25 protein-coding genes are annotated in these 26,014 nt (G+C 66.5%); 11 read left to right on the top strand and 14 right to left on the bottom strand.

The window, feature by feature from the left end; all coding sequences use genetic code 11:
- Positions 1 to 28 precede the first annotated feature (28 nt).
- Entirely contained in the window at positions 29 to 2,104 is a 2,076-nt protein-coding gene (locus BLV60_RS00935; protein ID WP_256328777.1) for a TonB-dependent siderophore receptor, read from the bottom strand.
- 182 nt (positions 2,105 to 2,286) lie between these two features.
- On the opposite strand from BLV60_RS00935, the gene BLV60_RS00930 reads away from it, so the two are divergent.
- Positions 2,287 to 3,888: a phospholipase D family protein gene (locus BLV60_RS00930; RefSeq protein WP_093048479.1), complete on the top strand. Its 1,602-nt coding sequence runs from the start codon at positions 2,287 to 2,289 to the stop codon at positions 3,886 to 3,888.
- Between the two features lie 12 nt (positions 3,889 to 3,900).
- On the opposite strand, the gene BLV60_RS00925 is transcribed toward BLV60_RS00930, so the two are convergent.
- The 10 genes from BLV60_RS00925 to BLV60_RS00880 all read right to left on the bottom strand — a co-directional run bounded on the left by BLV60_RS00925 (position 3,901) and on the right by BLV60_RS00880 (position 13,308).
- Positions 3,901 to 4,431, bottom strand: coding sequence for an RBBP9/YdeN family alpha/beta hydrolase (locus BLV60_RS00925; RefSeq protein WP_093048476.1), 531 nt, complete (start codon positions 4,429 to 4,431; stop codon positions 3,901 to 3,903).
- A 117-nt stretch (positions 4,432 to 4,548) separates the two neighbouring features.
- Positions 4,549 to 5,541: a zinc-binding alcohol dehydrogenase family protein gene (locus BLV60_RS00920; protein WP_218132208.1), complete on the bottom strand. Its 993-nt coding sequence runs from the start codon at positions 5,539 to 5,541 to the stop codon at positions 4,549 to 4,551.
- Positions 5,542 to 5,607: 66 nt separating this feature from the next.
- Entirely contained in the window at positions 5,608 to 7,035 is a 1,428-nt protein-coding gene (gene hydA / locus BLV60_RS00915) for a dihydropyrimidinase (protein WP_093048473.1), read from the bottom strand.
- Positions 7,036 to 7,053: 18 nt separating this feature from the next.
- On the bottom strand, positions 7,054 to 7,734 hold the full coding sequence (locus BLV60_RS00910) for an amino acid ABC transporter permease (protein WP_093048470.1): 681 nt from the start codon (positions 7,732 to 7,734) through the stop codon (positions 7,054 to 7,056).
- Between the two features lie 22 nt (positions 7,735 to 7,756).
- Positions 7,757 to 8,593 (bottom strand): ABC transporter substrate-binding protein, encoded by an 837-nt coding sequence (locus BLV60_RS00905; protein ID WP_218132207.1) that lies wholly within the window; start codon positions 8,591 to 8,593, stop codon positions 7,757 to 7,759.
- A 64-nt stretch (positions 8,594 to 8,657) separates the two neighbouring features.
- Positions 8,658 to 9,119 carry a MaoC family dehydratase gene (locus tag BLV60_RS00900; protein ID WP_093048463.1) on the bottom strand — a complete coding sequence of 154 codons (462 nt, stop codon included), beginning with the start codon at positions 9,117 to 9,119 and terminating at the stop codon, positions 8,658 to 8,660.
- Positions 9,116 to 10,717: an acyl CoA:acetate/3-ketoacid CoA transferase gene (locus BLV60_RS00895; protein ID WP_093048460.1), complete on the bottom strand. Its 1,602-nt coding sequence runs from the start codon at positions 10,715 to 10,717 to the stop codon at positions 9,116 to 9,118. The genes BLV60_RS00900 and BLV60_RS00895 overlap by 4 nt, the downstream gene beginning before the upstream one ends.
- 10 nt (positions 10,718 to 10,727) lie before the next feature.
- Positions 10,728 to 11,870: an acyl-CoA dehydrogenase family protein gene (locus BLV60_RS00890; RefSeq protein WP_093048458.1), complete on the bottom strand. Its 1,143-nt coding sequence runs from the start codon at positions 11,868 to 11,870 to the stop codon at positions 10,728 to 10,730.
- Positions 11,871 to 11,893: 23 nt separating this feature from the next.
- Positions 11,894 to 12,280: a tautomerase family protein gene (locus BLV60_RS00885; protein ID WP_093048456.1), complete on the bottom strand. Its 387-nt coding sequence runs from the start codon at positions 12,278 to 12,280 to the stop codon at positions 11,894 to 11,896.
- A gap of 17 nt (positions 12,281 to 12,297) precedes the next feature.
- The gene (locus BLV60_RS00880) at positions 12,298 to 13,308 is read right to left on the bottom strand and encodes a LacI family DNA-binding transcriptional regulator (protein ID WP_093048453.1); all 1,011 of its coding nucleotides are present in this window, start codon (positions 13,306 to 13,308) and stop codon (positions 12,298 to 12,300) included.
- Positions 13,309 to 13,483: 175 nt separating this feature from the next.
- Here BLV60_RS00880 and BLV60_RS00875 point away from each other — a divergent pair, with 175 nt between their 5' ends.
- From BLV60_RS00875 to BLV60_RS00860, 4 genes are read left to right on the top strand one after another with little or no spacing between them, the layout of a single operon-like run.
- Positions 13,484 to 14,422 carry a dihydrodipicolinate synthase family protein gene (locus BLV60_RS00875; protein ID WP_176928687.1) on the top strand — a complete coding sequence of 313 codons (939 nt, stop codon included), beginning with the start codon at positions 13,484 to 13,486 and terminating at the stop codon, positions 14,420 to 14,422.
- 20 nt (positions 14,423 to 14,442) lie between these two features.
- A complete protein-coding gene (locus BLV60_RS00870) occupies positions 14,443 to 15,336 on the top strand; it encodes a dihydrodipicolinate synthase family protein (RefSeq protein ID WP_093048447.1) in 894 nt (297 codons plus the stop codon).
- 9 nt (positions 15,337 to 15,345) lie between these two features.
- Positions 15,346 to 16,128, top strand: a complete 783-nt coding sequence (locus tag BLV60_RS00865) for an amino acid ABC transporter ATP-binding protein (RefSeq protein ID WP_093048444.1) — start codon at positions 15,346 to 15,348, stop codon at positions 16,126 to 16,128.
- A gap of 31 nt (positions 16,129 to 16,159) precedes the next feature.
- Complete coding sequence (locus BLV60_RS00860) at positions 16,160 to 16,570, top strand: DUF3830 family protein (RefSeq protein WP_093048441.1); 411 nt, start codon at positions 16,160 to 16,162, stop codon at positions 16,568 to 16,570.
- 21 nt (positions 16,571 to 16,591) lie between these two features.
- On the opposite strand, the gene BLV60_RS00855 is transcribed toward BLV60_RS00860, so the two are convergent.
- The 3 genes from BLV60_RS00855 to BLV60_RS00845 all read right to left on the bottom strand — a co-directional run bounded on the left by BLV60_RS00855 (position 16,592) and on the right by BLV60_RS00845 (position 20,860).
- A complete protein-coding gene (locus BLV60_RS00855; RefSeq protein ID WP_093048436.1) occupies positions 16,592 to 17,944 on the bottom strand; it encodes an ABC transporter ATP-binding protein in 1,353 nt (450 codons plus the stop codon).
- 2 nt (positions 17,945 to 17,946) lie between these two features.
- Entirely contained in the window at positions 17,947 to 19,689 is a 1,743-nt protein-coding gene (locus BLV60_RS00850; protein WP_093048433.1) for an ABC transporter permease, read from the bottom strand.
- A gap of 139 nt (positions 19,690 to 19,828) precedes the next feature.
- Positions 19,829 to 20,860, bottom strand: coding sequence for a LacI family DNA-binding transcriptional regulator (locus BLV60_RS00845; protein WP_093048430.1), 1,032 nt, complete (start codon positions 20,858 to 20,860; stop codon positions 19,829 to 19,831).
- Between the two features lie 151 nt (positions 20,861 to 21,011).
- Between BLV60_RS00845 and BLV60_RS00840 the strand changes: the two genes are divergently transcribed.
- The 6 genes from BLV60_RS00840 to BLV60_RS00815 are packed head-to-tail and all read left to right on the top strand — an operon-like array spanning position 21,012 to position 25,995.
- Positions 21,012 to 21,878 (top strand): dioxygenase family protein, encoded by an 867-nt coding sequence (locus BLV60_RS00840; RefSeq protein WP_093048427.1) that lies wholly within the window; start codon positions 21,012 to 21,014, stop codon positions 21,876 to 21,878.
- A 22-nt stretch (positions 21,879 to 21,900) separates the two neighbouring features.
- Positions 21,901 to 22,665 (top strand): SDR family NAD(P)-dependent oxidoreductase, encoded by a 765-nt coding sequence (locus BLV60_RS00835; protein ID WP_093048424.1) that lies wholly within the window; start codon positions 21,901 to 21,903, stop codon positions 22,663 to 22,665.
- On the top strand, positions 22,662 to 23,549 hold the full coding sequence (locus tag BLV60_RS00830) for a beta-keto acid cleavage family enzyme (protein WP_093048422.1): 888 nt from the start codon (positions 22,662 to 22,664) through the stop codon (positions 23,547 to 23,549). Before BLV60_RS00835 ends, BLV60_RS00830 begins: the two co-directional genes overlap by 4 nt.
- 3 nt (positions 23,550 to 23,552) lie before the next feature.
- Entirely contained in the window at positions 23,553 to 24,560 is a 1,008-nt protein-coding gene (locus BLV60_RS00825; RefSeq protein WP_176928686.1) for a quinone oxidoreductase family protein, read from the top strand.
- A 20-nt stretch (positions 24,561 to 24,580) separates the two neighbouring features.
- Positions 24,581 to 24,937: a cupin domain-containing protein gene (locus tag BLV60_RS00820; RefSeq protein WP_093048419.1), complete on the top strand. Its 357-nt coding sequence runs from the start codon at positions 24,581 to 24,583 to the stop codon at positions 24,935 to 24,937.
- A 59-nt stretch (positions 24,938 to 24,996) separates the two neighbouring features.
- On the top strand, positions 24,997 to 25,995 hold the full coding sequence (locus tag BLV60_RS00815; RefSeq protein ID WP_093048416.1) for a Bug family tripartite tricarboxylate transporter substrate binding protein: 999 nt from the start codon (positions 24,997 to 24,999) through the stop codon (positions 25,993 to 25,995).
- Positions 25,996 to 26,014: the final 19 nt, after the last annotated feature.

Raw genomic sequence — 26,014 nt, 5'->3', positions numbered from 1 at the left:
CGTGGTGGCTCTGATGGAGAAAGGGATTCTAGAAACGGTAGGTGGCGCTTGCGACGATGTTGCGGCGCGAGCCGTACCAGCAGTCGCCACGCGACAGGCAAGTGCTGAAGTAGACCTTGTCCGTCACGTTGTTGATGTTGAGCGCATAGCGCCAGGCGGCGGTCTCGTAGGCGAACACGAGGTCAGCCAGCGCAACACCCGGTATGCGCGGGCCCACGCCCGACTGCATGTCGCGGAACGAACTCATCATGCGCAGCCCGGCACCGGCCGAGAAGCCGCTCACGCCGCCGACCGAGAACTTGTACTTGGCCCAGACGCTCGCCTGGTGCTTGGGCAGGCCCTCGATCAGCGCATCGGCGTCTGTGTAGTTGTAGTGGGCGATCAGGTCGAGGTTCGGGCCGATCGAGCCCTTGGCTTCCAGCTCCACGCCGCGGGTCTTGGTTTCGCCGAGCTGCGTGAACACCTTGGGCTGCGGCTCGGAGATCTGGTTCTTCTCGCGCAGGTCGTACACCGCGGCGCTGAAGGCCAGGGCGCGGTCCTTGGGCTCGTATTTCACGCCCACCTCCCATTGCTCGCCGCGCAGCGGACTGAAGATGCGGCCTTCGCGCGCAGCCTGCGGCGTGAACGACTCGCTGTAGCTCAGGTACGGAGACCAGCCAGAGGGCGAGGCGTACATCAGGCCGAGGCGCTTGGTGGTGGCGCTGCTCTTCTCGTCGTTGCTGCCGGCGGCGCTGGACACGGCCCTGTCGTGCCGCAGGCCCGCCACCAGGATCCAGTTGTCGAGCTTGATCTGGTCCTGCAGATAGACGCCCGTCTGGCGCTGGCGGGTGCGTGGCCGCGCGTCGCGCACGGGCTCGTCGAGATGGCCGTAGACCGGCGCATAGACGTCGATGGTGTCGAAGGTCGTGCCGACCCAGACGTTCTCGCGCTGGCGTGCGAAGTCCGCACCCACGAGCAGCGTGTGCTTCAGGGCGCCGGTCTGGAAGTGGCCCTCGACGTGGTTGTCGAGCGTCTGCGTGCGGTTGCGCGTGAGCGAGCTGTCGTAGTAGCGGCCCAGCACGCGCTTGAAGATCGGGTCAGTGGCATCCCAGCTTTCGGCCCCCGCGAACGCGCCGCCGTAGTGGTAGCGGTTGTCGTTTTCGTTGCGCGCGTAGCGGAAGTTCTGGCGCAGCGTCCAGCTGTCGTTGAACTTGTGCTCGAACTGCCAGCCGAAGGTCTTGCGCTCGCTGTCGTAGTAGTCACCCGGTTCGCCGATGAAGCGGCTGCTTGGAAGACGTCCGTTCGGGTTCGGCAGCAAGGTGCCCTCCCAGGGCAGGAACTGCGAGCTGCTGCCGCTCTTGTCCTTCTGCCAGAGGCCTTGCAGCGTCAGCGAGGTCATGGCGTTGGGCCGCCAGGTCAGCGAAGGCGCAATCACGCTGCGGTCGTCGGGCACGTAGTCGACCTGCGTGTCGGACTTGCGCTGCAGCGCGATCAGGCGGTACGACAGGGAGCCGTCAGCGTTCAGCGGGCCGGTGAGGTCGGCCTGGATCTGCTTGCGGCCGAAGCTGCCGAACTGCACGCCCACTTCGCGCTGGGCCTCCTGCAGCGGCCGCTTGCTGACCATGTTGACCACGCCGGCGGCCGTGCCGGCACCGAACAGCATGCCCGAGGGGCCGCGCAGCACTTCGAGCCGCTCCAGCGTGTAGGGCTCGGTGCGGGTGGTGCTGGTGTAGTAGCCGTAGGCCTGGCGCAGGCCGTCGAGGTAGACGTCGGGGTAAGCGCCTCGCACCCGCACGGAGTCGGTTCGCGAATCGAGGCCGTAGGCGTCGGAGCGCACGCCGGCCGCGTAGTTGAGCGCGTCCTGCACGTTGATCGCGCCCTGGTCGACCATCTGGTCGCGCGTGATCACGGTCACGGACTGGGGCGTTTCCGACAGCGGCGTGTCGGTCTTGGTGGCGGTGACCGCATTTTTCGCGCGGTAGCCGATCACCGGCGTGGTCGCCGTCTCGGCTTCGGCATTCGCGTCGACCCGCACTTCGGGCAGCGAGCCCGCATTCGTCGTCTGGGCCAGCACCTGGTGCTGTGTGGAAATCGCCAGGCACCCCATCAGCACCAACCTCTTCATTCCTGCTCCACTCCTCGAAATTTTGATTAATACGAACGATTCGCATTTTAGTCGTGACAAATTTCCGCTTCCTCCAATCACCGCCCTGAGTGAAGGGCGTTGCGTTGCGAAATTACGTCTTCGGGTTAGGGGTGAACCGGCTACCATGCCGCCCGCACGCTTCCCGTGCGTTGGCAGCCCTCATGCTCAAGCTCATTGCCTTTCTGTTTCCCGCGCTGCGCGGTCCGGCTTTGCGGCTGATGGTCCTTGCGACTGCCATTGCGCTGACCGGCTGCGCCGGCCTCCCGCCGCGCACGCCCGAACCGCCGACGCTGGCCATTGCGGCCTCGCCCGCCACCGAGCTCGGCCGCGCGGCCGTCAGCCTCAATTCCCCGCCCGACGGCCTGACCAGCATGCGGCCGCTGATCGAAGCGTCTTTCGCGCTCGATGCGCGGCTGGAGTTGATGCGGCGCGCCAAGTCGTCGCTCGACATCCAGACCTACCAGCTCGGCAACGACAAGACCGGCCGCCTGCTGCTGCGCGAAATGCGCAATGCGGCCCGGCGCGGCGTGCGCGTGCGGCTGCTGCTCGACGACTTCTACACGGCCGGCATGGACCGCCTGCTGCTGGGCCTTGCCGCCGAGCCCAATGCCGAGATCCGGCTGTTCAACCCCTTCGTGAATGCGCGCGACCATTCGTCGGGGCGCTGGCTGGAGTTCTTCTCCGACTTCAGGCGGCTCAACCACCGCATGCACAACAAGCTGTTCGTGGCCGACGGCGCCATGGCCATCGCGGGCGGCCGCAACCTGGCCGATGAATACTTCCTGCGCAGCGAGAGCGCGAACTTCATCGATTTCGAGGTGCTGCTGGCCGGCCCGGTGGTCCCCGAGTCCGCCGCCATCTTCGACACCTACTGGAACAGCGACGTGGTCTACCCCCTGCAGCGGGTGGCCAGCACCAGCCGCACGCCGCAGCAACTCAAAGCGGACTTCGAAGAGGCGACCTCTCCCGCCCATGCACCGCCGCCCGACCCGCTGGCCGCCACCGACCTGCTCGGCGACCCGCCACTGGCCGCCCAGCTCGCCAACATCGACGAGGCCAAGTGGATGCGCGCCGAGGCCCATGCCTCCGCCGACAGCCCCAACAAGGCACTGGGCGTCATGGCGCATCCCACGGAGTCGCTGGCGCAGCGCTTTCACGAAATGCTGGCCACGGCCCAGTCGAACGTGGTGGTGATCTCGCCCTACTTCATTCCCGGCGACGAGGGCATGGAGCGCATCCGCATGGGCCGCGACCACGGCGTGAACATCACCGTCATCACCAACTCGCTGGCCGACAGCGACGAGCCACTGGTCAACATCAACTACAACCGCTACCGCGTCGACATGCTCAAGCTGGGCGTGAACCTGTACGAGGTCAGCACCCAGCAACTGCGGCGCAGCGGCCAGTTCCGCGACCTGCTCAAGAAGGCGCGCGGCCGCCTGCACGCCAAGCTGGCACTGGTCGACCGGCAGTGGGTGCTGCTCGGCTCGATGAACCTCGACCCGCGTTCCGCCCGGCTCAACACCGAGTTCGGCGTGCGCGTGCGCAGCTTCGACCTGACGCAGGCGCTGCTCTTCGCCTACCAGCTCGACGACATCGAAGGCGTCTACCGCGTCACGCTCAAGCCCGATGGCCAGAACGTGCAATGGGTCGGCACCGGCGACGTCGACAACGAGGTGCTCGACAGCGAGCCGGACTCGAGCATGCTGACGCGGCTGCAGCTGCTGCTGTTCTCGTGGTTCGTGCCCACGGACCAGCTGTAGGCAGCGCCCGGTTCAGAGCAAGCGCTGCAACAGGCGGTAGCCCTCGGGCCAGTCGCCGAGGCCGCTGGCAGCGTTGATGTGCCCACGCGCTCCCACCTCGACGAACTCGCTGCCCCAGGCGCGTGCACGCTCGCTCGCGTAAGCCGTGCTGCCATACGGATCGTCATTGCTGGCAACCACGATGCTCGGAAACGGCAGTCGGGCGGACGGCAGTGGCTCGAACCCCAACGACGTTTCCGCAGGATAGGCCGCCGCCTGAGGGTCGGGGACTGCGACGAGCAATGCGCCTCGAATCCGGGGCGTGCACCGCATCGCCCAGTGCACCACGGCCAGGCAGCCCAGGCTGTGCGCCACGACCACAAGATCGCTGCCCAATCCGCCAGCTTGTTGCTCCAACGCCGAGACCCAGTCGTCGCAAACCGCCCGATCCCAGTCATCGACCTGTAACCGGAGCCATTCCGGTCGAGTCGACTGCCAGATGCTCTGCCAATGCGCAGGGCCTGAATTGCCGTGCCCAGGCACGACAAAGACTGGATTTTTCATTCGCGGTTCTCCCGTTGAGCGATGCGCTTCAGTCTATGAAGCGCGACACCTCAGCCGGAAGAGCAAGGCATTCGAAGACGCAGCCGAAAACCTTCAAGTCATCGGCAATGCGGTCTGCTACACGACCACCACCAGTTTGCCGGCCGCACTGTTGCTCTCCATCTTCGTGTGAGCTTCGACGATCTCGTCGAAGCCGTACACATGGTCGATGGGCACGCTGAGCTTGCCCGCGCTCACGCCGTCGAGAAAGTCCTGAAGCACCGAGGCAGGCAGGTCGGAGGCATCGCCGGAGTACGCGCAAAGCCGCACGAGGTTCTTCAGGTAGCCGATCGGATAGAAGTCCTTGACCAGCCACTCGTTCGACAGCATCCCGGTGAAGCAGACGACGCCCCTGGGCCGAACCGCCCGCAAGGTGTCGGGCAACGCAGGCGTGCCGACCAACTCCAGTGCGAGATCCACGCCACCCGGCAGGATCTTCCGGACCTGCGAAGCCACATCGCCGTCATCGACGATCACGTGGTCGACCCCGGCAGCCGTGAGCACATCCCGCTTTGCAGCGTTGCGCGTTGTCGAGAAGACCACGAGGCCGCGCTGCCTGGCCAGAATGGCAGTCGCCAGGCCAACCGACGAAGTCCCGCCCCGCACCAGGATCGATTGGCCAGGTTGCGCATCGAGCGCGCTGACCAGCGAGCCATAGGCCGTCTGCAGCATCTCGGGCACGGCGCCGAGTGTGCTCCAGGGAAGCGTGCTCTTGAATGGAATCACCTGGCTGGCCGGCACGCAGGTGTACTCGGCATAGCCGCCGTCGTAGGTGCGTCCCATGTTCCCCATCACTGCAACCACTTGCTGGTCGACCGCGAACTCGCCTCCGGGGCACTGGGCGACCTGCCCGCAGGCTTCGATGCCCAATACCCGGGGGAAGGTCACGCCTTCCGCCAGCCCCAGCCGCGTATGAAGCTCCGACCGGTTGAGCCCGAACGCACGGACCTTGATGAGAACCTGCCCCTTGAGCGGCGTCGGTATGGGCAGCTCGCGATAGTGCAGCGCCTCGGGCGGCCCGGGTGCGTCCAGCACGATGGCTCGCATGGTCTTGTTCGCGGATTCGCTCATCGTCCTCTCCTGCGATGGCATCGAGGGCGCCACCGCGTTGCAGTGGCGCATCTTATTGGTTTGATCTCAACGACGCCTGGGCATCAACGTCGGCACGCCGCAGGCCAGCAGTTCGCCGCGCCCCCGGTGCGAATGAAAGCTGCTGCCGTCCCACACCACCTCGCCACGGCTCAGCGTCACGCCGGGCCAGGCCTTCAGCCGCATGCCTTCGTAGGGCGTGTAGTCGACCTCATGGTGCAGCTGCTCGTTCTTCAGCACGAAGTCGCGTTCGTCCCAGATCACGATGTCTGCATCGGAACCCACCGCGATCGTTCCCTTGCGCGGATGCAGACCGTAGGCCTTGGCCGGGCCCGCGGCCGTGAGCTCGACAAAACGGTTGGCCGTCATCCGGCCCGAGAGCACGCCTTCGGACCACAGCAGCGGCATGCGCGTCTCGATGCCCGGAATGCCGTTGGGAATGTGGCGGAACGCGACCTCTTCGCCACCGGGCTTCTTGCCTTCCGGTGCGTCGTACTTGAACGGCGCATGGTCAGACGAGAACACGGTGAAGAGCCCGTCGTTGAGTCCGTCCCAGATCACCTGCTGGTTGGCCTTGTCACGCGGTGGCGGGCTGCACACGCACTTCGCGCCCTTGTAGCTGTCGTCGATGCCCAGGTCTTCAGCGGTGAGGAACAGGTACTGCGGGCAGGTCTCGGCGAACACGTTCAGGCCATGCGCACGCGCCCAGCGGATCTGCTCGACGGCTTCGCGGCCCGACACGTGCACGATCAGGATCGGCACATCGACCAGTTCGGCCAGCGCAATGGCGCGGTGCGTCGCCTCGCGCTCCACCAGCATCGGCCGCGCATGCGCGTGAAAGCGCGGCGCGGTGCGGCCTGCGGCCTCGAGCCGCTTGGTCAGCCACTCGATGCAGTCGGAGTTCTCGGCATGCAGCATCGCCATTGCGCCGTGTTCGCGCGCCACCGCCAGCACGTCGAGGATCTGGCCGTCGTCGAGCTTCATGTCGTCGTAGGTCATGTAGATCTTGAAAGACGTGAAGCCTTCCTTGATCAGCGCCGGCAGCTCTTCCTTCAGCACCGTGGGCGTCGGGTCGCTCACGATCAGGTGGAAGGCGTAGTCGACGTGGGCCTTGCCGGCGGCGCGGCCACGATAGTCCTCGACCGCAGCGCGCAGCGACTGGCCCTTCTGCTGCGCGGCGAACGGAATCACGGTCGTCGTGCCTCCGCAAGCCGCCGAACGCGTTCCGGTGTCGAAGTCATCGGCGTTGCGCGTGGGGGGTGGCATCGGCTGGTCGAGATGGCAATGGGCATCCACGCCACCGGGCGTTACCGTGCGGCCGGCCGCATCGATCTCGCGCGCGGCGGGGCCGAGCTTCGCCCCAAGCTGCACGATGCGCCCTCCGCTGATGCCGATGTCGCAATCGAAGGTGTCTGAAGCGGTGACGACGCGCGCATTGCGCACGACAAGATCAAAGTCGGAGGTTGAAGTGGACATGGTTCAGATGAATCCGGTTCAGGCCGCGCCACGCGCAGCCGCATAGCCCCTGCCGTAGTGGCGCTCCAGCCGCACCTGCACACGGTCCCAGAGCGTGGTCAGCACCAGGTAGAAGCAGGCCGCGACGCAATAGAGTTCGAGCACTTCGAATTTTTCCTGCATGAGCACCTGGGCGCGGCGCATCAGCTCTTCCATCGAGATCACCGACGCCAGCGAGGTTGCCTTGAGCAGCCCGTTCACCGAATTGCCCAGTGGCGGAATGATCACCCGCAAAACCTGCGGCAGGGTCACCAGCCGCAAGGTCGCGAAGCGCGAAAGGCTCAACGCCTTGGCCGCTTCGATTTGCCCCTTCGCGATGGCGGAGAAGCCGCCGCGAATGGTCTCCGACAGGTACGCCGCTTCGTTCAGGCTCAGCGCCAGCACTGCGGAGGTCAACACGTCGAAGCGAAGGCCCAGCTGCGGCAGCCCGGTGTAGATGATGACGATCTGCACCAGCAGCGGCGTGCCGCGAAACACCCAGATGTAGAAGCGCGCCGGCGCCGACAACAATCGATGCGAAGACATGCTGCCCAGCGCCAGTGGCAGCGCCAGGGCCAGACCGATCACGATGGTCGCGATGGTCAGTCCGATCGTGATGCCCACGCCCCCGAGGAGGAACGGGTTGACGAAGTAGGACAGGAAGGCATCGAAATTGAACACGGCCGGGCCCTCTTCAACCTGCTTACTTCGGCGACGGGCCGGGGCCGCGGATCGCGAACTTCGTGGTGTCCTTCAGGCGCGTCATGCGGAACTTGTCGAACAGCTTGTCGTAGGTGCCGTCGGCCTTCAGGTCGGTCAGGGCCTGCGCCACGGCTTCGGCAACCGCGCGATCGCGGAACGACAGCGTGATGTCGGTGCCGTAGAGGCCGCTCGCGCGGATCTTGACGATGCCGCGCTCCTCGAAGGCAATGGCCGTCTCGTCGATGTTGATGCCCGCTTCCAGCTGGCCGGCGCGCAGCGCGGCCGTGGTTTCGGAGGCCGTTGCAAAGGTGCGGAAGTCGATAGGCGCCATGCCCTTGGCGACCATGGCTGCGTTCGATTCGCGCGACTTGCGCTCGGCATACGTACCGGTCTCGATACCGACGACGTGCCCCGAGAGGTCTTCGAACTTGGTCAGCGCGAGCTTGCTGTTCGGCACGGTGTAGATGCTCATCGACTGCTGGCCGTACGGCACCTGGAACATGAGCTTGGAGCGCTCCTCGGTCCAGAACAGGCCGGTGTTGATCACGTCGAAGCGGCCGGCCTGCAGCGCGGGCACCATCGGCGGCATGTCCATGCGCACGAAGACGGGTTCGAGGCACAGCTGCTTTGCAACGGCGCGGCCAAGCTCGATGTTCAGCCCCTGCAACTCGCCCTTGCTGTCGACGAACTGCTGCGGCGGCAGCGTGGGGTTGGTGGACATCTGGAGCTTGCCGGGTGCGGTCAGGTGTTCGGCGGAGACTTTGGGTGTGCAGGTCTGGGCAAGGACCGAGCCGCTCAGCACGAGGCCGACGATGAAACCCAGGGATAGTTTGATCATGTGCATGAGATGCTTTCGTTGAAGACAGGGAAGGAAAGAAAGAGAAGAACTCGGGTAATCGAAGTCAGGCCGCCTGGGTCGCTTGTCGACATGCAACCAGCGCCACGTGCACGGCCTCGATCACGGGCTCCGCGCGCTGGTTGACGAGCTGCAGGCTCTCGGTCACCACGCCGCGGCCACCGCGCGACGAAAGACGTTTGTCGGTGAAGCGGAACACCATGTGCACCGCATCGCCTGCAACAACAGGTCGCAAGAACCGGACCTGATCCCAACCGAGCGAAGCGATGGAACTGTTCTCGTAAATCTTCAATGCGGTCTTCAGCCCCTCCATCAGCGAGAGACCGAACAGCCCGTGCGCAATGACGCCCGGAAAGCCGCGCGACTGCGCGTAGTCCGCATCGGTATGCAATGGATGGTGGTCGTGTGTGAGATCGCAGAAGCGGCCGATGTCCTCGGCACTCACGACGTGGCTTTCGCTGCGCAGTTCTGCGCCTATCACCACGTCTTCGAAATACACGTCACTCATGCCCGCTCTCCTTGCGCCGCGTTGCCAGCATGGCGTGGTGCCTTCGCAATGAACTCGTCGTGCACGCCCATGGGGCCGTTGCGGAAGATGCGTGCGTCCATGGTGCGCAGTTGCTCGCTGACGCGCACCTCGAAGCCGATCTTCTCGAGCACGTCTTCCTTCAGTCGCACGCCTGGTGCGATCTCGGTGAGCACGAGCCCGTCGGCTTCGAGTTCGAACACGGCGCGGTCGGTCACGAAGCTCACTTGCTGGCCTCGCTCTCGCGCGAGCCGCCCCGAGAAGCTGATCTGATCGACCGCCGGCACGAACTTCTTGAATGCACCGTCGCGGCGGATCTTGAGTTCGCCGTCGGCCACGCCGATGTCGAAGTCGCCCCCAGTGAGCGAACCGTTGAACACCAGCCGCTGCGTGTTCTGCGTGATGTTGATGAAGCCGCCCGCGCCGTCGTAGCGCTTGCCGAAGCGCGTGACGTTGACGTTGCCCTGTGGGTCGACCTGCGCGAACGAAAGAAACGCACAGCTCAGGCCGCCACCGTCGTAGAAGTCGAACTGGTACGACTGGTCGAGGATCGCGCGCGGGTTGACCGAGGTGCCGAACTCGCGCGCATGACCGGGCACGCCGCCAACCACGCCCGACTCGACCGTGAGCGTGATCAGGTCGGCAATGCCTTCTTCCGAGGCCACGTTGGGAATCATCGCGGAGATGCCCACGCCGAGGTTCACCACGTCGCGCGGGCGCAGCTCGAAGGCCGCGCGCCTTGCCACCACGCGGCGCACGTCGAGCGGGTCTGGCACGATGCTCGAAGCGGGCACCACGATCTCGCCGCAGCGCGCCGGGTCGTAGCGCGTGGTGTAGGTCTGCATCTGCTCGGGCTCGACCACGAAGTGATCGATCAGGAAGCCCGGGATCTTCACCATGTGCGGATGCAGCGTGCCGCGCTTGACGATGCGCTTGACCTGGCAGATGACGATGCCGCCGGCGTTGTGCACGGCCTGCGCCATCGAGAGGTCTTCGCGCGCGGTGGCTTCGTGCTCCATGCTCACGTAGCCGTCTTCGTCGGCCGAGGTGCCACGGATGAGCGCCACGTTCGGCACGCCGGGCGCGCGGTAGAACAGCCAGTCGCGGTCGGCCACGTGCACCAGTTCGACCAGCGCCTCGGTGGTGCGGGCATTCATGCGGCCGCCGTCCTGGCGCGGGTCCATGTAGGTTTCGAGGCCCACGTGCGTGAGCACGCCGGGCTGGCGGCCCGCCATCGCGCGGCACAGGTGCGTCATCACGCCCTGCGGGAAGTTGTAGGCCTCCACGTCCTGCGCGAGGATCATCTTCATGAACGGCAGCTGCATGCCGAAGTTGCCGCCGATCACGCGGCGCACCAGGCCCGGGTGCGCGAAGTGGCACATCCCCTTTTCGGTGAGCGCGCCCACGCCGGTAACGTGGAACAGCGTGAGGTCGTGCGGGCCGTCGCCGGCAGTGAAGCGCCGCTCGATGGCTTCGAACACGGCTTCGGGCACGCCCGAACCACCGTTGCCGCCAGCCAGCACCATGTCGCCATCGCGCAGCAGCGCGGCGGCGGCGTCGGGGGTGATGCAGTCGATCATGGCCGCGTCCTCAAGCCAGTTCTTTCACGACCTGGCGCGAGATGATCAGGCGCTGGATCTGGTTGGTGCCTTCGTAGATCTGCGCCAGGCGCACGTCGCGGAAGATGCGCTCGATGCGGTAGTCGCGCGAGTAGCCGTTGCCACCGTGGATCTGCAGCGCGTTCGACACGTGGCGCATCGCCATGTCGGTGGTGAAGAGCTTGGCCTGCGCGCCTTCCTTGGCGATGGAGTGGCCGGCGTCCTGCAGCCGCGCGCCGTGGTGGATCAGCAGGCGCGCCGCGGCAATGTCGGTCGCCATGTCGGCCACCATGAACTGGATGGCCTGGAAGTTCATGATCGGCTCGCCGAACTGCTTGCGCGTGGTGGCGTAGGCCACGGCGTCTTCCATCGCGGCCTGCGCCATGCCGAGCGCCATGGACGACATCAGCAGGCGGCTGAAGTTGAAGTTGCCCATGGCCGTCTTGAAAGCCTGGTTCTCGGCGCCGATGAGCGCCGTCTTGGGCACGTGCACGTCCTGCAGCACGATCTGGCAGTCTTCCAGTCCGTGCATGCCGAGCAGCTCTTCGTTCTTGCCGCGGCTCACGCCGGCCTGGTGTGCATCGACCATGAAGCAGCTGATCGACTTGTGGCCGGCTTCCTTGCCGGTGCGCGCGAACACCATGATGCGATCGGCCACGCCGCCGAGCGTGACCCAGGCCTTGGTGCCGTTGAGTACCCAGCCGTCTTCCACGGCGCGCGCGGTGGTGGTGATGCTGGCCACGTCGGAGCCGAAGTCGGGCTCCGACATGGCGGTAGCCATGACGATGGAGCCGTCGAGGATGCCGGGGATCAGCGCCTTCTGGCTCTCGTTGCCGTGGTGGTGCAGGAACAGCGCCGCCTCGACGGGAATCGCGAACGCGTTGCCGATGGCGCCCGAGCAGCGCGCCAGCTCTTCCATCACGAGGCAGGTGCTGACGGTGTCGAAGCCCGAGCCGCCGGCCACTTCGGGCAGGCTCACGCCGAACAGCCCGAGCTCGGCCATGCCGCGGTACAGCACGCGGTCGAACTTGTCTTCGCGGTCGATGGCCGCGGCGCGCGGCAGCACTTCGCCCTCGGCGAAACGGCGCGCGGTGTCGCGCAGCGAGATCTGGTCTTCGGTGAGGAAATGGGTCATGGTCTTCAGGCGGTGTGATCGGGTTACTGCTCGGCTTCGTCGCTGGCCAGGTGGCCGTCGTGCGCGACTTCGTCCTGTTCGCGGTCGAGGAAATAGACGGCCACGTTGTGGCTGCCGGTGGTGAAGCAGGTAGCCAGCGCGGGCGTGATGGCGGCGGCCAAGGCGCGACGCTGGGCGGGCGTGCGGCGGTAGGCGTGCACCTTGACGAACACGCGCGTGCCCTCTCCCCCGCCGTCGTGGCCCAACTGGCCCTCGTGGGCATAGTCGTGGGGCGCGATGGGCATGAAGTACAGGGTCACGGTCGAGGGCTCGACGCCGAACGACGTGACGACGCCGTCGGTCAGCGCGCGGCTGGCGGTGCGCTTGCGGGTTTCGGGGGCGCTGGGCGCCAGGATTTCGAGATAGGGCATGTCGGGGAGAGGTTGTTTCAGTGCGCTTCGACGGCGCGGCAGGAGGCGCGCTGTATCAGCCGCGAGCCGACGCGGTATTCGCGGCCGCTGTTGGCCACGCCGGAGAGACGCTGCACCAGCCGGTCGACCGCGAGGTTGGCCATCTCAAAGGCGCCGCTGTCCACCACGCTGATGGCGGGGCGCTGCCACTCGAACCAGGGCGAGTCTTCGTAGAACAGCAGCGAGAGGTCGTCGGGAATCAGCAGCCCGCGCTCCGACACCACGCGCAGCACGCCGAGCGAGGACTCGTGGTTGGCCACGAACAGGGCCGAGGGCGGCGTGGGCATCGACAGCAGCGCGTTGGCGGCCACCACGCCGGTCTCGGGCGCATAGCGGCCGGCCTGGATCAGCGCCGGATCGATGGGCAGGCCCGCTTCCTGCATGGCCCGCTTGTAGCCCGCGAGGCGCTCCTTGCCGGAGGTGGTGTCGCTCATGCCCACGATCAGGCCGATGCGCCGGTGACCGAGGTCGAGCAGGTGCTTGGTGCCGGCATAGGCGCCGTCGAGGTCGCCCGCGAGCACCGATTCGAGCGTGGCGCCCTCGACGCGGCGCACCGCGCAGATCACCGGGATGTCGGCGTGCTCCATGGCCAGCAGTTGGGCGCCGTTGGCACCGTTGGGCACGGCGATCAGGCCGTCGACGCTGTGGTCGACCAGGGTCTTGAAGATGTCGCGTTCCTGCTCGGGGTCGTCGGCGCTGATGCTCAGGATGACCTGGTAGCCGAGCGCCTGCATGCGCGTCTGCACCACCGAGGCGAGCACCTGGAACGAGGCGTTCTCCAGGTTGTGCACGGTGAGGCCGATGAGCCGCGAGCGCTTGGTTTTCAGCGCCCGGGCGAAGGTGTTGGTGCGGTAGCCGAGGGCGGCGGCGACCTGGATCACGTGCCGCTGCGTCGCATGGTTGGTCAGGCTGGAGCCGGCCAGCGCACGGGAGGCCGTGGCAATGGAAACGTCGGCGGCACGGGCCACGTCGCGCAGCGTTACCGCCATGGCCTGGCCTCGCTAGAGCAGTTTCTTGTAAACGTTTGCATATTTTTATCGTAGGTTTTCATAAGGACTGTAGTCAAGAAGAAAACTGCAACCCATGCGGTCTGGTCGGGATTATTGCAATCGTTTCCAATTTTCTTGCATACTGCCGGCTTCAGCGACCCAACCCAGGATGGCCATGCACATTTCCGGAGTCGGCGGCATCTGGCCCGCCACGCTCACCCCCTTCACCCCGGACGGCCGCGTCGACGACGACGCGCTGGCCGCCCATGTGCGCGACGTGGCCGGCACGCCCGGCGTGTGCGCGGTGGTGGTCAACGGGCATGCGGGCGAGGCGACGTCGCTCGATCGCGCGGAGCGCGCCCAGGTGGTGAGCGTTGCGGCGGGCGCGGCCGGCGGCGTGCCCGTGGTGGCCGGCGTGGTGGCCGACGACACCCGCTACGCCTGCGCGCTGGCGCAGGATGCGGCGCAGGCCGGAGCCTCGGCCCTGTTGCTGTTTCCGCCCGCGGTGTTCGCGCAGGGCGCGGGCGCGCGGCCCGACATGGCCCGTCGCTTCGTGAGCGAGGTGGCCGGTGCGAGCAGCCTGCCCATCGTGCTGTTCCAGCTGTCGCGCGCCTCGGGCCTCGCGTTCTCCACCGAGACGTTGGCGCAGCTTTGCCTGGACGTGCCTGCCATCGTGGCGGTGAAGGAAGGCAGCGACGTTCCCGAGCTCTACGAAGACAACCTCCGGGCCCTGCGCGCGCTGCCTCGCCCGGTCACGCTGCTGAGCAGCAGCAACAGCTGGCTGTTCGCTTCCCTGACCTATGGCGCCGACGGCATCCTGTCGGGCCTGGGCAGCGTGGCAGCCCCGCTGCTGGTGGCGCTGCACGAAGCCGTCGCACGCGGCGACCTGGCTGCCGCACGTGCGGTCAACGATCGGCTGGTGCCGCTGTGCCGGGCCTTCTATCGCGCGCCCTACCTCGACGCCCACAACCGCATGAAGACTGCGCTGCATCTTCTCGGCCGGCTGCCCCATCCGGACCCACGCCCGCCGCTGCTGCCCGTGCCGGCCGACGACACGGCGCGCATCCGCGCAGCACTGGTGGCCTCGGGCCTGCTGCCTTCCTCCACCCATTGACCTACTGAACAACCTGTCCCATGGCTGATTTCCGCGGCACCTACACCATCATGGTCACGCCCTTCGACGCCGACGGCGCGGTCGACGTGCCCACGCTCGAGCGCTATGTCGACTGGCAGATCGAATCCGGCATCCACGGCCTGATCCCGCTCGGCTCGACGGGTGAATTCATGTCGATGTCCGACGACGAGATCGAGCTTGTCGCCAAGACGGTGATCGACCGCGCCGCCGGCCGCGTGCCGGTGCTGATCGGCACCACCGCCGAAGACACGCGCGCCGCCGTGCGCCTGAGCCGCCGCGCCGAGGCGCAGGGCGCCGACGGCGTGATGGTGCTGCCGCCCTTCTACTGCACCCCCACCGACGACGAACTGTTCCTGCACTACAAGACCATCTCCGACGCCATCGGCATTCCGATCATGGTCTACAACAACCCGGCCGTTGCCAACGTCGACCTGAAGCCGCCGCTGGTGGCACGGCTCTCGCAGATCGACAACTGCCGCTACATCAAGGAATCGACGCTGGAAGTGACCCGCGTGCGCGACATCATGCGGCTGTCGGACGGCCGCATGGCGGTGTTCGGCGGCATCATGGGCTTCGAGTCGTATGTCGAGGGCGCAGTGGGCTGGGCCGCAGTGCCGTCCAACGGCGCTCCGGGCGAAATGGCGCGCCTGTACGACCTCGTCATGGCCGGCCAGCTGGCCGAGGCGCGCGAGCTGGCGTTCAAGCACTTTCCGATGATCGACTTCGTTGCCGGCCAGTCGTACGTGGCGGGCACCAAGGCCCTGCTCGCGGCCATGGGCCTGCCGGTCGGCGCGCCGCGCCCGCCGCGTCTGCCTATGGGCGCCGAGGGCATCGCCGCGGCCAAGCGCCTGGTCGACGAACTCGGCCTGAAGATCCGAACCACCACCGCCTGAGGTATTCCCATGAGCGCCTTGCAACCGGACACGCCCGCGTCGACCACAGACAACCGGGCCGAACTCGTCATCCGCATGGTCGGCGTGCAGAAGTGGTACGGCGACTTCCAGGTGCTGCGCGACATCGACCTCGAAGTGCAGCGCGGCGAACGCATCGTGATCTGCGGGCCTTCGGGCTCGGGCAAGTCGACGCTGCTGCGCTGCATCAACCGGCTCGAAGAGCATCAGCAGGGGCAGATCGTGGTGAACCGCGCCGAGCTCACCGCTGACATGCGTCGCATCGACGCGGTGCGGCGCGACGTCGGCATGGTGTTCCAGCACTTCAACCTGTTCCCGCATCTCACCATCCTCGAGAACTGCACGCTCGCGCCGGTGTGGAGCAAGAAGTACACGCCAAAGGAAGCGAAGGAAGTGGCCATGTCGTACCTGGAGCGCGTGCGCATTCCGGAGCAGGCCAACAAATATCCGTCGCAGCTTTCAGGCGGCCAGCAGCAGCGCGTGGCCATCGCGCGTGCTCTGTGCATGGGCCCCAAGGTCATGCTGTTCGACGAACCGACCTCGGCGCTCGACCCCGAAATGGTCAAGGAGGTGCTGGACACCATGGTCTCGCTCGCCGACGACGGCATGACCATGCTGTCGGTCACGCACGAGATGAACTTCGCGCGCCAGGTTGCCAACCGCGTGATCTTCATGGACCAGGGCACCATCGTCGAACAGGCAGAGCCGAAGGAGTTCTTCAACAACCCGAAACACGAGCGCACCCGGCTCTTCCTGAGCCAGCTGCTGCACTGATCAACCCTTACTTACTTTTCTTCAATCACTCATGGCAAGAATTGGCATCGAAGCGGCGGGCTTGCGCTTCATCGCGGAAACGAATCCCGAAGCACCCAAGACCGTGGAGGCGTTCACCAGGCTGCTGCCCTACAGGCAGAAGATCATCCACGTGCGCTGGAGCGGCGAGGGCTGCTGGATTCCGCTGGGCGACTTCGAACTGGGCGTCGGCTTCGAGAACCACACCAGCCATCCTTCGGTCGGCGACATCCTGTTCTACCCCGGTGGCTACAGCGAGACCGAAATCATCCTGGCCTACGGCAGCTGCAGCTTCGCCAGCAAGATGGGGCCGCTTGCGGGCAACCACTTCCTGACGATCGTGGAAGGCAAGGAGCAGCTGCGCGCGCTCGGCAGGAAGGTGCTGTGGGAAGGCGCGCAGGACATCGCGTTCGAGCTGCTTTGACTTGAGCAGCCGCAGCGGTCGTCAGATGTGCGCGTCTTCGACCGCATCCCCGTCTTCCGGCACGAACACCATGCCGGTCTTGGCGTTGTAGTCCATCAGGCCCGCGTAGCGACCCCAGGCGATCATCGTCTCGAAGATCTTCTCCGGGTTGTCGTACGGCAAGGCGCTGCCGATGTCCTTGATGACGCGCTCGGCCTCGACTTCTTCGTATTCCTTGAGCAGCGCGATGATGATGTGGAACAACCGCAGCTTGAAGACCTGCTCCTCGAAGATCGCGCGCTTTCCGAGCCGGTCGGCAGCAACGAACTTCCGGCCGAGCTCCGTGAAGCGCACCTCCTGCCGCGGCGTATCGATCAACTCGAGGATCTCGGCCGCCTTGAGAATGGCGATCGTCTCGCCGAACTCCTTGCCGATCTCGTCGGAAATGTCGTAGATGTTGGACAGGTCCGGCGAGTCGCTGAGGATGCTCATCAGCCCGAGGATCTGCCCCACCGGCACCAGCGGGATCGATTCCATCCGGGTGCGCGCACGTGAGATGGGCTCCCCCTTCACGGGCGTCTCCGGCGGCAGGTCGGGCAGCGTCATCGTGGTGATGCACTCGTGGATCACGCTGACCAGCCGCTGGAACTCGGGGTCCTTGCTGTCGCGCGGATAGGGCAGCTTGTTCTCCAGCACAAGGCCGATGCGTCCCGGGCGCGGAAACACGACCACGATGCGCGTGGCCATTTCCACCGCCTCTTCGATGTTGTGCGTGACCATGAAGACCGAGCTGAGGTCGCCGTCCGGGTCGCGCCACAGGCTGATCAGTTCCTGCCGCAGGTTCTCTGCGGTCAATACATCCAGCGCACTGAAGGCCTCGTCCAGGCACAGCAGCTTGGGCTGCGAAACCAGCGCACGCGCAATGCCCACCCGCTGCCTCATGCCGCCCGACAGCTCGCGCGGAAAGGCCGAGTGGTAGTTGCCCAGGCCGATGAGCTCGATCGCCCGATCGACAGCCGCGTCGCGCTCGGCGCGGCCGATCTTTCTGGCCATCAGGCCCACCGCCACGTTCTGCTCGACGGTGAGCCACGGGTAGAGCGCGAAAGTCTGGAAGACCACCGAGGCATCGGGATTCACGCCGTTGAGCGGCTTGCCGTTGGCCAGCGCCCGGCCCGAGGTCGGCACGATCAGGCCCGTGAGGCAACGCAGGATCGTCGACTTGCCCGAGCCGGACTGTCCCAGCAGCGCAAGAAACTCGCCTTCGCTGACGGCCAGGTCGATGTTGTCGAGCACCTTGAGTTCATGGTTTCCTGCAGTCATGAACGTCTTGGTGACGGCACGGAGCTCGGCCACCGGCACGGGCGGCTCCTTCAATGAGGGCGTGGGAGTGTTCATGTTCAGTCCAATCTGAATCGGCGCTCGGCAAAGGCATACAGCCGGCGCCAGATGAGCTTGTTCATCAGCACGACGAAGATCGACATCACGCCGATGCTCGCGATGATCAATGGCGTATCGCCCGTCTTGGTGACGTTGGCGATGTACGCGCCAAGACCATCCGCCTGCAGGCTCGTGCCGCCCCATGTGGCGAGCTCGGCCACGATGCTGGCGTTCCATGCACCTCCGGCGGCCGTGCAGGCGCCCGTCACCCAGAACGGAAAGATGGCCGGCAGGATCAGGGTGCGCCACAGGCTCCAGCGGCGCAGGCCGTAGACGCGCCCGGCTTCCTTCAGGTCGTTCGGAATCGCCATGGCGCCGGCGATCACGTTGAACAGGATGTACCACTGCGTGCCCATGGCAATGAGCAGGATGCTGCCCCAGTTGAGGCTGATGTGGCTGGCCACGAAGAAGCCGACGACGATCGGGAACGTCATGTTCACGGGAAACGACGCACCGATCTGCGCCAACGGCTGGGCGAATCGCGCAACGCGCGGCTGGAACCCGATCCACACACCGACCGGCGTCCAGATCAGCGTGGCCAGGACTGTCATGGCGGCGACGCGCAGGGCCGTAAGAAAGCCGAGCCAGACGATGTGGCCAAAGTCGGCCAAGGACAGCGCACCGTGCAGCGCGGCAGTGGCCGCCGCCACGGCCCTGAGAAGCTCGATGCCGATCCAGATGGAAAGCACGATGCCCACCACCCGCCAGAGCAGCTTCTTCCACGACGCCTTCAGCCTCACCGGCATTCGCGCCATTGGAGCCCGCGCCTGGAACACCTTGTCCAGCAACGGGCGCCAGAGGCGCTCGCTGATCCAGGTGAACAGGTAGGCGCCGCGCAGCAGGTTGTAGACCCACGAGGTCGCCGGGGTCGTCGACCCCGTCAGCTCGATCTTGAACTTGTCCGCCCACGCCAGCAGAGGGCGCCAGACCAGCTGGTCGCTGGCCAGGATCAACACGATCATGGCCACCACCGCCCACAGCGCGGCCGTCCTGTCGCCGTTCGAGATCGCCTGCACCATGTACGAGCCCAGGCCCGGCAGCTTGATGTCCTTGTTCATCACGCTGATGGCTTCGCTCTGCGCAACGAAGAACCAGCCGCCGCCGAAGGACATCATCGAATTCCAGATCAGGCTGTGCGCCGATGCCGGCAGCTCGACCGTCCTGAAGCGCTGCCAGCGGGTCAGGCCGTAGGTCGACGCGGCCTCCTGCATATCGGTGGGAACGGTGACCATCGAGTGATAGAAACCGAAGGCCATGTTCCACACCTGCCCGGTGAAGATGGCGAAGATCGCCGCGCACTCCACGCCGAGCAGGCTGCCGGGAAACAGCGCCATGAAACCCGTCACCGTTGCCGACAGGAACCCCAGCACCGGCACCGACTGCAGCACGTCGAGCGCCGGCAGGATGAAGGCGCGCGCAGTCCGGTTCTTTGCCGCAAGGTAGCCCACGGAAATGGCGAAGAACAGCGAGAAGCCGAAGGCGATCCACATGCGCATCAGCGTGCGGCCCGCGTAGTACGGAATCAGGCTCGGCGAGTTGTCGACCTGCGGCACCGCGGCCGGATCGAAATGCACCAGCATGCCCTTGCCGAAGTGCAATGCGCTCCAGAACAAACCCAGCAAGGCCAGCATGACCAGGGCATCGACCCAGCCGAATGCGCGGCGTTCTTCAGTGACGGTGAGCTGCGGGGCGGTGCTTTTCATGCAGGGCGGTAACTCTTGTCAATGAAAGGGCTGCCGGCCATTCTCGTGCCTGGACGATCAAACGGGAATCTGGTCATGAGCGGGAAGCCTATCGCGCAGCGCGCAAAAAGGGCGCAAATTCCTGGACGGGACTCCCTGATCAGCGCGCAGCCGGCGCGCGCGTCGACTTGCGCACCACCAGCTCCGGCCTCAGCACCACGGTCGACGCCGACATCGCGGCCCCGTCGATCTCCGCGAACAGCATCTCGGCCGAGCGCCAGCCGAGTTCGCGGTGCGGCAGGCGGATGGTGGTGAGCGGCGGATCGACCATGTCCACCAGCGGCATGTCGTTGTGGCCGGTGACCGAGATGTCCTGCGGCACGCGCAGTCCCGCCTCGCGCAGCGCGTCGTAGGCGCCCAGCGCGACGAGGTCGTTGCAGCACACCACCGCCTGAGGCGCGGCACCGGCTGCGAGCATCTGCTTCATTGCGACCGCACCCGCCTCGCGGCTGTAGCTCGCGCACTCGACCACGCGGAACGGCTTCATGCGGTGGTCGCGCAAGGCCTGCTCCACGCCCAGCGAGCGGCCCACGCCGGTGGGAATGTTCTGCGGCCCCGCGAGATGCGCGATGCGCTTGTGGCCCAGGCCCACGAGGTGGTCGACCGCGAGCTTCATCGCGAGCCGGTCGTCGCTGACCACGGCCGGCAGGCGGCCGGTTTCATCGGCGCGGTTGACCAGCACGGTGGTCAGGCCGGCCTTGACGGCGAAGTCGACCAGCGGGTCGTCGCGCGTGGCGGTGGCCAGGATCACGCCGTCGACGCGCTGCGCCAGCATGCGTTCGAGCACCGGCCGCGCGAGCGTGGGGTCGACCACATTGGTGACGAAGACGAAGTAGCCACGAGCCGCCGCGCTGGCCTCGATGCCCTGGAGGATCGGCGGGAACACCGCGTTCGTGATGTCGGGCACCAACACGCCGATGGTGTGGGTGCGCCCGGTGCGCAGCGCGGAGGCCGCGCGGTTGGGCCGGTAGCCCAGGCGCTGCGCCGCTTCTTCCACCACGCGCAGCACCTCGTCGCTGATCAACGAACGCTTCTCGGGGCTGAGCGCGCGCGAGACGGTCGACACATGCACGCCGGCGGCACGGGCGACATCGCGGATGGTCACGGGGGAGGAAGTCGGGCTGGTGCTCATGATTTGTGCAAACGATTGTCGTGCGTGTCAGGTGCTTGGGGCGGCTTTTCCTATTCATGACCTGCGGAATGTGGTCATTTTACTTTTCGACGATCTGGCGTAATATCGTGCAAACGATTGCATGAATCACGCAGATTGCACGAGACTCACCATGAACATCGCCACCTCCCCCGACTCGGTGCTGGGCTTCGCGCTCGACGCCATGAAGCGAACGCCCGACCCACGGCTGCGCACCGTGATGGATGCGCTCACCCGCCACCTGCATGCCTTCGTCCAGGAGGTGAAGCTGACCGAGGAAGAATTCGAGCAGGCGCTCGAATTCATCGTCGCCATCGGCCAGGCCACCGGCGAAACCAAGAACGAAGTGGTGCTGGCGGCAGACATCCTCGGCGTCTCCACCGTGGTGGCGCTGCAGAACAACCAGGACCCGCACGGCGAATCGCCGGCCGCGCTGCTCGGCCCGTTCTGGCGCGCGAACTCGCCGGCCTGCGCACCGGGCGACAACATCGCGCGCTCAGGCACGCCGGGCATTCCGCTCGCGGTGACAGGCACGGTGCGCGACGCACAGGGCCAGCCTGTGGCCGACGCCACGGTCGACGTGTGGCAGGCCTCGCCCATCGGTCTCTACGAGAACCAGGACCCCGAGCAGGAAGACATGAACCTGCGCGGCCGCTTCAGCACTGATGCCGAGGGACGCTTTCACTTCCGCAGCGTGCGGCCGGCGGGCTACCCGGTGCCTACCGATGGACCCTGCGGTGTGCTGCTGCGCGCGCAACAGCGCCATCCGAACCGGCCCGCTCACCTGCACTTCATGGTGAGCAAGCCGGGCCACAAGGTGCTGATCACGCAGGTGTTCGCCGATGACGACGAGAACCTGGAGAGCGACCCGACCTTCGGTGTGACGCGCCGGCTGATCGGCCGCTTCGCGCTCGCGCCCGACGGCAAGACCGCCACGCTGCAGTACGACTTCCAGCTCGAGCCGGGCGAGATGAAGTTCCCCCGGCCGCCGATTCCTTGATTCCTCAACTCCTCTTCATCCCATGAGCTTCGATCCTGTTTCCAGACTCGACGGCAAGGTCGCTGTCATCACCGGTGGCCTCGGCGCCATCGGCTATGCGACGGCCACTCGCCTCGCAGCGCTCGGCGCTACCTGCGTACTGCTGCACCGCAAGGGCGACGATGCGACTGCGCGTGCTGCCGCCCTGCCCTCTGCGCAAGCACAGCGCCACGGCGCGATCCGCGCCGACATCGTCGACACGCCAAGCCTGCAGGCCGCTGCCGCAGAGGTGAAAGCCACGCATGGCCGCTGCGACATCCTGGTCAACAGCGCGGGCCATACGCAGCCCGTTCCCGCCGGTGACCTCGACGCGCTGACCGACGAGCTCATCGACGACATCGTGCGCGCCAACTTCCGCGGCGTGTTCGCGACCATCCGCGCCTTTGCGCCGATGCTCAAGGCCAGCGGCGATGGGCTCGTGGTCAACATCTCGTCCATCGCGGGCTTCACCGGCGTGGGCAGCAACCTCGCGTACGTCGCGGCGAAGGCCGGGCTGGACGTGGTCGGCGACGCGCTGGCCAAAGCACTGGCACCGGCGGTGCGCGTCGTTTCGGTGTCGCCGGGCGCGGTGGAGTCGGGCTTCGTGCCCGGCCGCGGCGCGGAGTTCGCGAACAAGATGGCGAGCACCACGCCGCTCGGGCGCATCGGCAAGCCCGACGACGTGGCGGCCACCGTAGAAGCGCTCGCGACGACGATGCGCTTCGTCACCGGCACGCGCATCGTGGTCGACGGAGGGCGTCACCTGTGAACCCGAAGACCCTCATCACATGCGCCGTCACGGGCAACCTCGTGAAGCCGGAGCAGACGCCGCACCTGCCGATCACGCCGGTGCAGATTGCCGACGAATGCCTGGCCGCGGCCGAGGCCGGCGCGGCGCAGGTGCACATCCATGTGCGCCATCCCGAAACCGGCAAACCCTCGATGGAAATCGAGCTCTACCGCGAGGTGGTCAACCGCATCCGCCGCGGGAACCGCGAGCTGATCATCAACCTCACGACCGGCCCCGGCGGGCGCTTCATTCCGAGCGAGGACGACCCGAAGATCGCCGCGCCCGGCACCACGCTGCTGCCGCCGGAAAAGCGCGTGGAGCACATCGCGCTGATCAAGCCAGACGTGTGCTCGCTCGACCTCAACACCATGAACTCCGGCCCCGACGTGGTGATGAACACGCCGAAGAACGTACGACGCATGGCGAAGGTGATCCGCGAGGCCGGCGTGAAGCCCGAGCTGGAGATCTTCGATTCGGGCGACATCAACCTCGCACTCGACCTCATCGCCGACGGCACGCTCGACGGCCCCGCGATGTGGACCTTCGTGCTCGGCGTGAAGTACGGCTTTGCGCCCACACCCGAGACGCTGCTCTACGCGCGCAACATGCTGCCGCGCGGCGCCTTCTGGAGCGCTTTCGGCATCGGCCGCATGGAGTTTCCGATCGTCGCGCAGGCCTGGCTGCTGGGCGGCCATGTGCGCGTGGGCATGGAGGACAACATCTACCTGGAGAAGGGCGTGCTGGCCGAGAGCAATGCGCAGCTGGTGGCGAAGGCGCGCGACATCCTGCTGAGCCTGGGCGGCGAGATCGCCAACCCGCGCGAGGCGCGCACCATGCTGGGCTTGCCGGAAGCGAGAGGCTGAACGATGAGCGTCGCAGCCATGCACACCACCCACGCATCCCGCGCATTGCGCGTGAGCGAGAAGGCCGCCAACCTCGACGCGCTGCGGCTCGAGGCCGCGCCGCAGCCGGAACCCACGCCTCCACCCGGCCACGCCGTGGTGCGCATCGCCGCCGCCGCGGTGAACCCGAGCGACGTGAAAGCGACGCTGGGCATCATGCCGCAGGCTGTCTGGCCACGCACCCCGGGCCGCGACTTCGCAGGCACCGTGGTGAGTGGTCCCGCCGAGTGGATCGGCCGCGAGGTCTACGGCTCGGGCGGCGACGTGGGCATCACGCGCGACGGCTCGCATGCGCGCTACCTGGTGCTGCCCGAAGCGGCGCTGCGCGCAAAGCCTCGGGGCATTTCGATGGACGAAGCCGGTGCGGTGGGCGTGCCCTTCGTCACCGCCTACGAAGGCTTTCGCCGCAGCGGCATGCCGCAGGCGGGACAGACTGTGCTGGTGCTCGGCGCCAACGGAAAGGTCGGGCAGGCGGCGGTGCAACTCGCTTCGCAGGCTGGCGCGCGGGTGATCGCAGTGCAGCGGCACGCCGGGCCCTTCGAGGGATTCGCGAACGGGCCGGTCGACGTGATCGACGCGCGCCAGCACGCCGACGTGGGCGCGCAAGTGCGCGAACTCACCGACGGGCGCGGCGCGCACATCGTCTACAACACCGTGGGGAGCGCCTACTTCGAGGCCGCCAACAAGGCGATGGCCAAGGGCGCGACGCAGATCTTCATTGCCACGCACGACCGCGCGGTGCCCTTCGACATCTTCGCGTTCTACCGCGGCATGCACACCTTCGTGGGCATCGACTCGCTTGCGATGGACTGCGTCGCCTCCACCGCGCAGCTCGACGCGATGCGCGAGGGCTTCGAGCGCGGCACGCTGAAGCCCTTTCCCGTGGCGCGCCACTTCACGCTCGACGAAGCCATCGATGCCTACCGGCTGGTGCTGTCGGGCAGCACCGACCGCGTCGTGCTGCGCCCCTGAAACCGCAAGGAACACCCGCCATGCACGTGACCCGTTTCAACGAAGCGCCGCACTACGAGGCGCCCAACCACTTCGACATGCGTTGCCTGCGCCTGCAGGGCAAGGAAGCCGGGCCCTCCACGCAGATGTGGATGGGCATGAGCCAGATCTTGCCCGGCGGCCACACCGGGCTCGACGGCTCGCCGATGGAAAAGCTCTACCTCGTGCTCGAAGGCCAGCTCCATGTGGTCGGTGAGACCGACGGCGTGCACCAGGAAGACGTGCTCGAGCAGTACGACAGCTGCCTCTTCGCACCCGGCGAGAAGCGGCAGCTCGAAAACCGCAGCAACCGCCCGGTGCTGGTGGCGTTGGTGATGCCGAATGCGCCACCGGCCTAGCGCTCGCACCCCCTTCGGTCATTCATTGCTCATCGAACAAATCAACGGAGACAAGACGCATGAAGAAGAAGACTTTCCCCTGGAGCCGCCGACAGGCACTCACCGTGGCCGCGGCGCTCGCGGCCTGCACGCTGGGCAGCAACGGCGCGCTCGCGCAGGGCGCATGGCCGGGCACGCAGCCGATCAAGCTGGTGGTGCCGTTCACGGCAGGCAGCGGCACCGACATCGTCGCGCGCCTCGTGGCCGAGAAGCTCGGGCCGGCGCTGGGCACGAGCGTGATCGTCGACAACAAGCCCGGCGCGGGCGGAACCCTGGGCGCGGCCATCACGGCCAAGTCACCGGCCGACGGGTACACGCTGCTGGTGCATTCAGCGGGGCACCTCGTGAATCCATGGATCTACAAGGGCCTGTCGTACGACACGATCAAGGACTTCACCGGCATCACGCCGATGGCGAGCCTGCCCAACGTGCTGGTGACCGCGCCCGCGCATTTCACGAACGTGCAGGACCTGGTCGCGAAGGTCAAGGCAAAGCCGGGCAGCTTCAACTACGGATCGGCTGGCAACGGCTCGGCCACGCACATGAACGCGGAGGTGTTCCGCCTCGCGGCCGGGCTCGATGCGCAGCACGTGCCCTTCCGCGGCACGCCCGAGGCGATGACCGAAGTGATGTCGGGCCGCGTCGACTGGTTCTTCGCGCCGATGGTGTCGGCGCTGCCGCTCATCAAGAGCGGCAAGCTGCAGGCGCTGGCCGTGGGAACCGCCCAACGCTCGCCCGCCTTGCCCGATGCCCCAACCACCGTGGAAGCCGGCGTGCCAGGTTCGGCGTATTTGTTCTGGGTCGGCCTCTTCGCTCCGGCAAAGACGCCGCAGCCCGTGGTGGAGCGGCTTCAGGCCGAGGTCGCGAAGATCATGGTGTCGCCCGAGCTGAAAGAGCGGCTGGAGAAGCTCGGCGCCGAGCCGTTCACGATGCCATCGGCACAGTTCAACAAGTTCATCGTCGACGAAACCGCCAAGGCGCAGCAGGTGGTCAAGGCTGCGAGCATCAAGGTGGACTGACACAGAAATGCCATTGATG

Origin of the sequence: Variovorax sp. YR634 (assembly GCF_900106655.1) — a bacterium.
GTDB lineage: Bacteria > Pseudomonadota > Gammaproteobacteria > Burkholderiales > Burkholderiaceae_C > Variovorax.
Note: the sequence above shows the minus strand (reverse complement) of the source record. Positions and strands in the feature narration are given on the sequence as shown.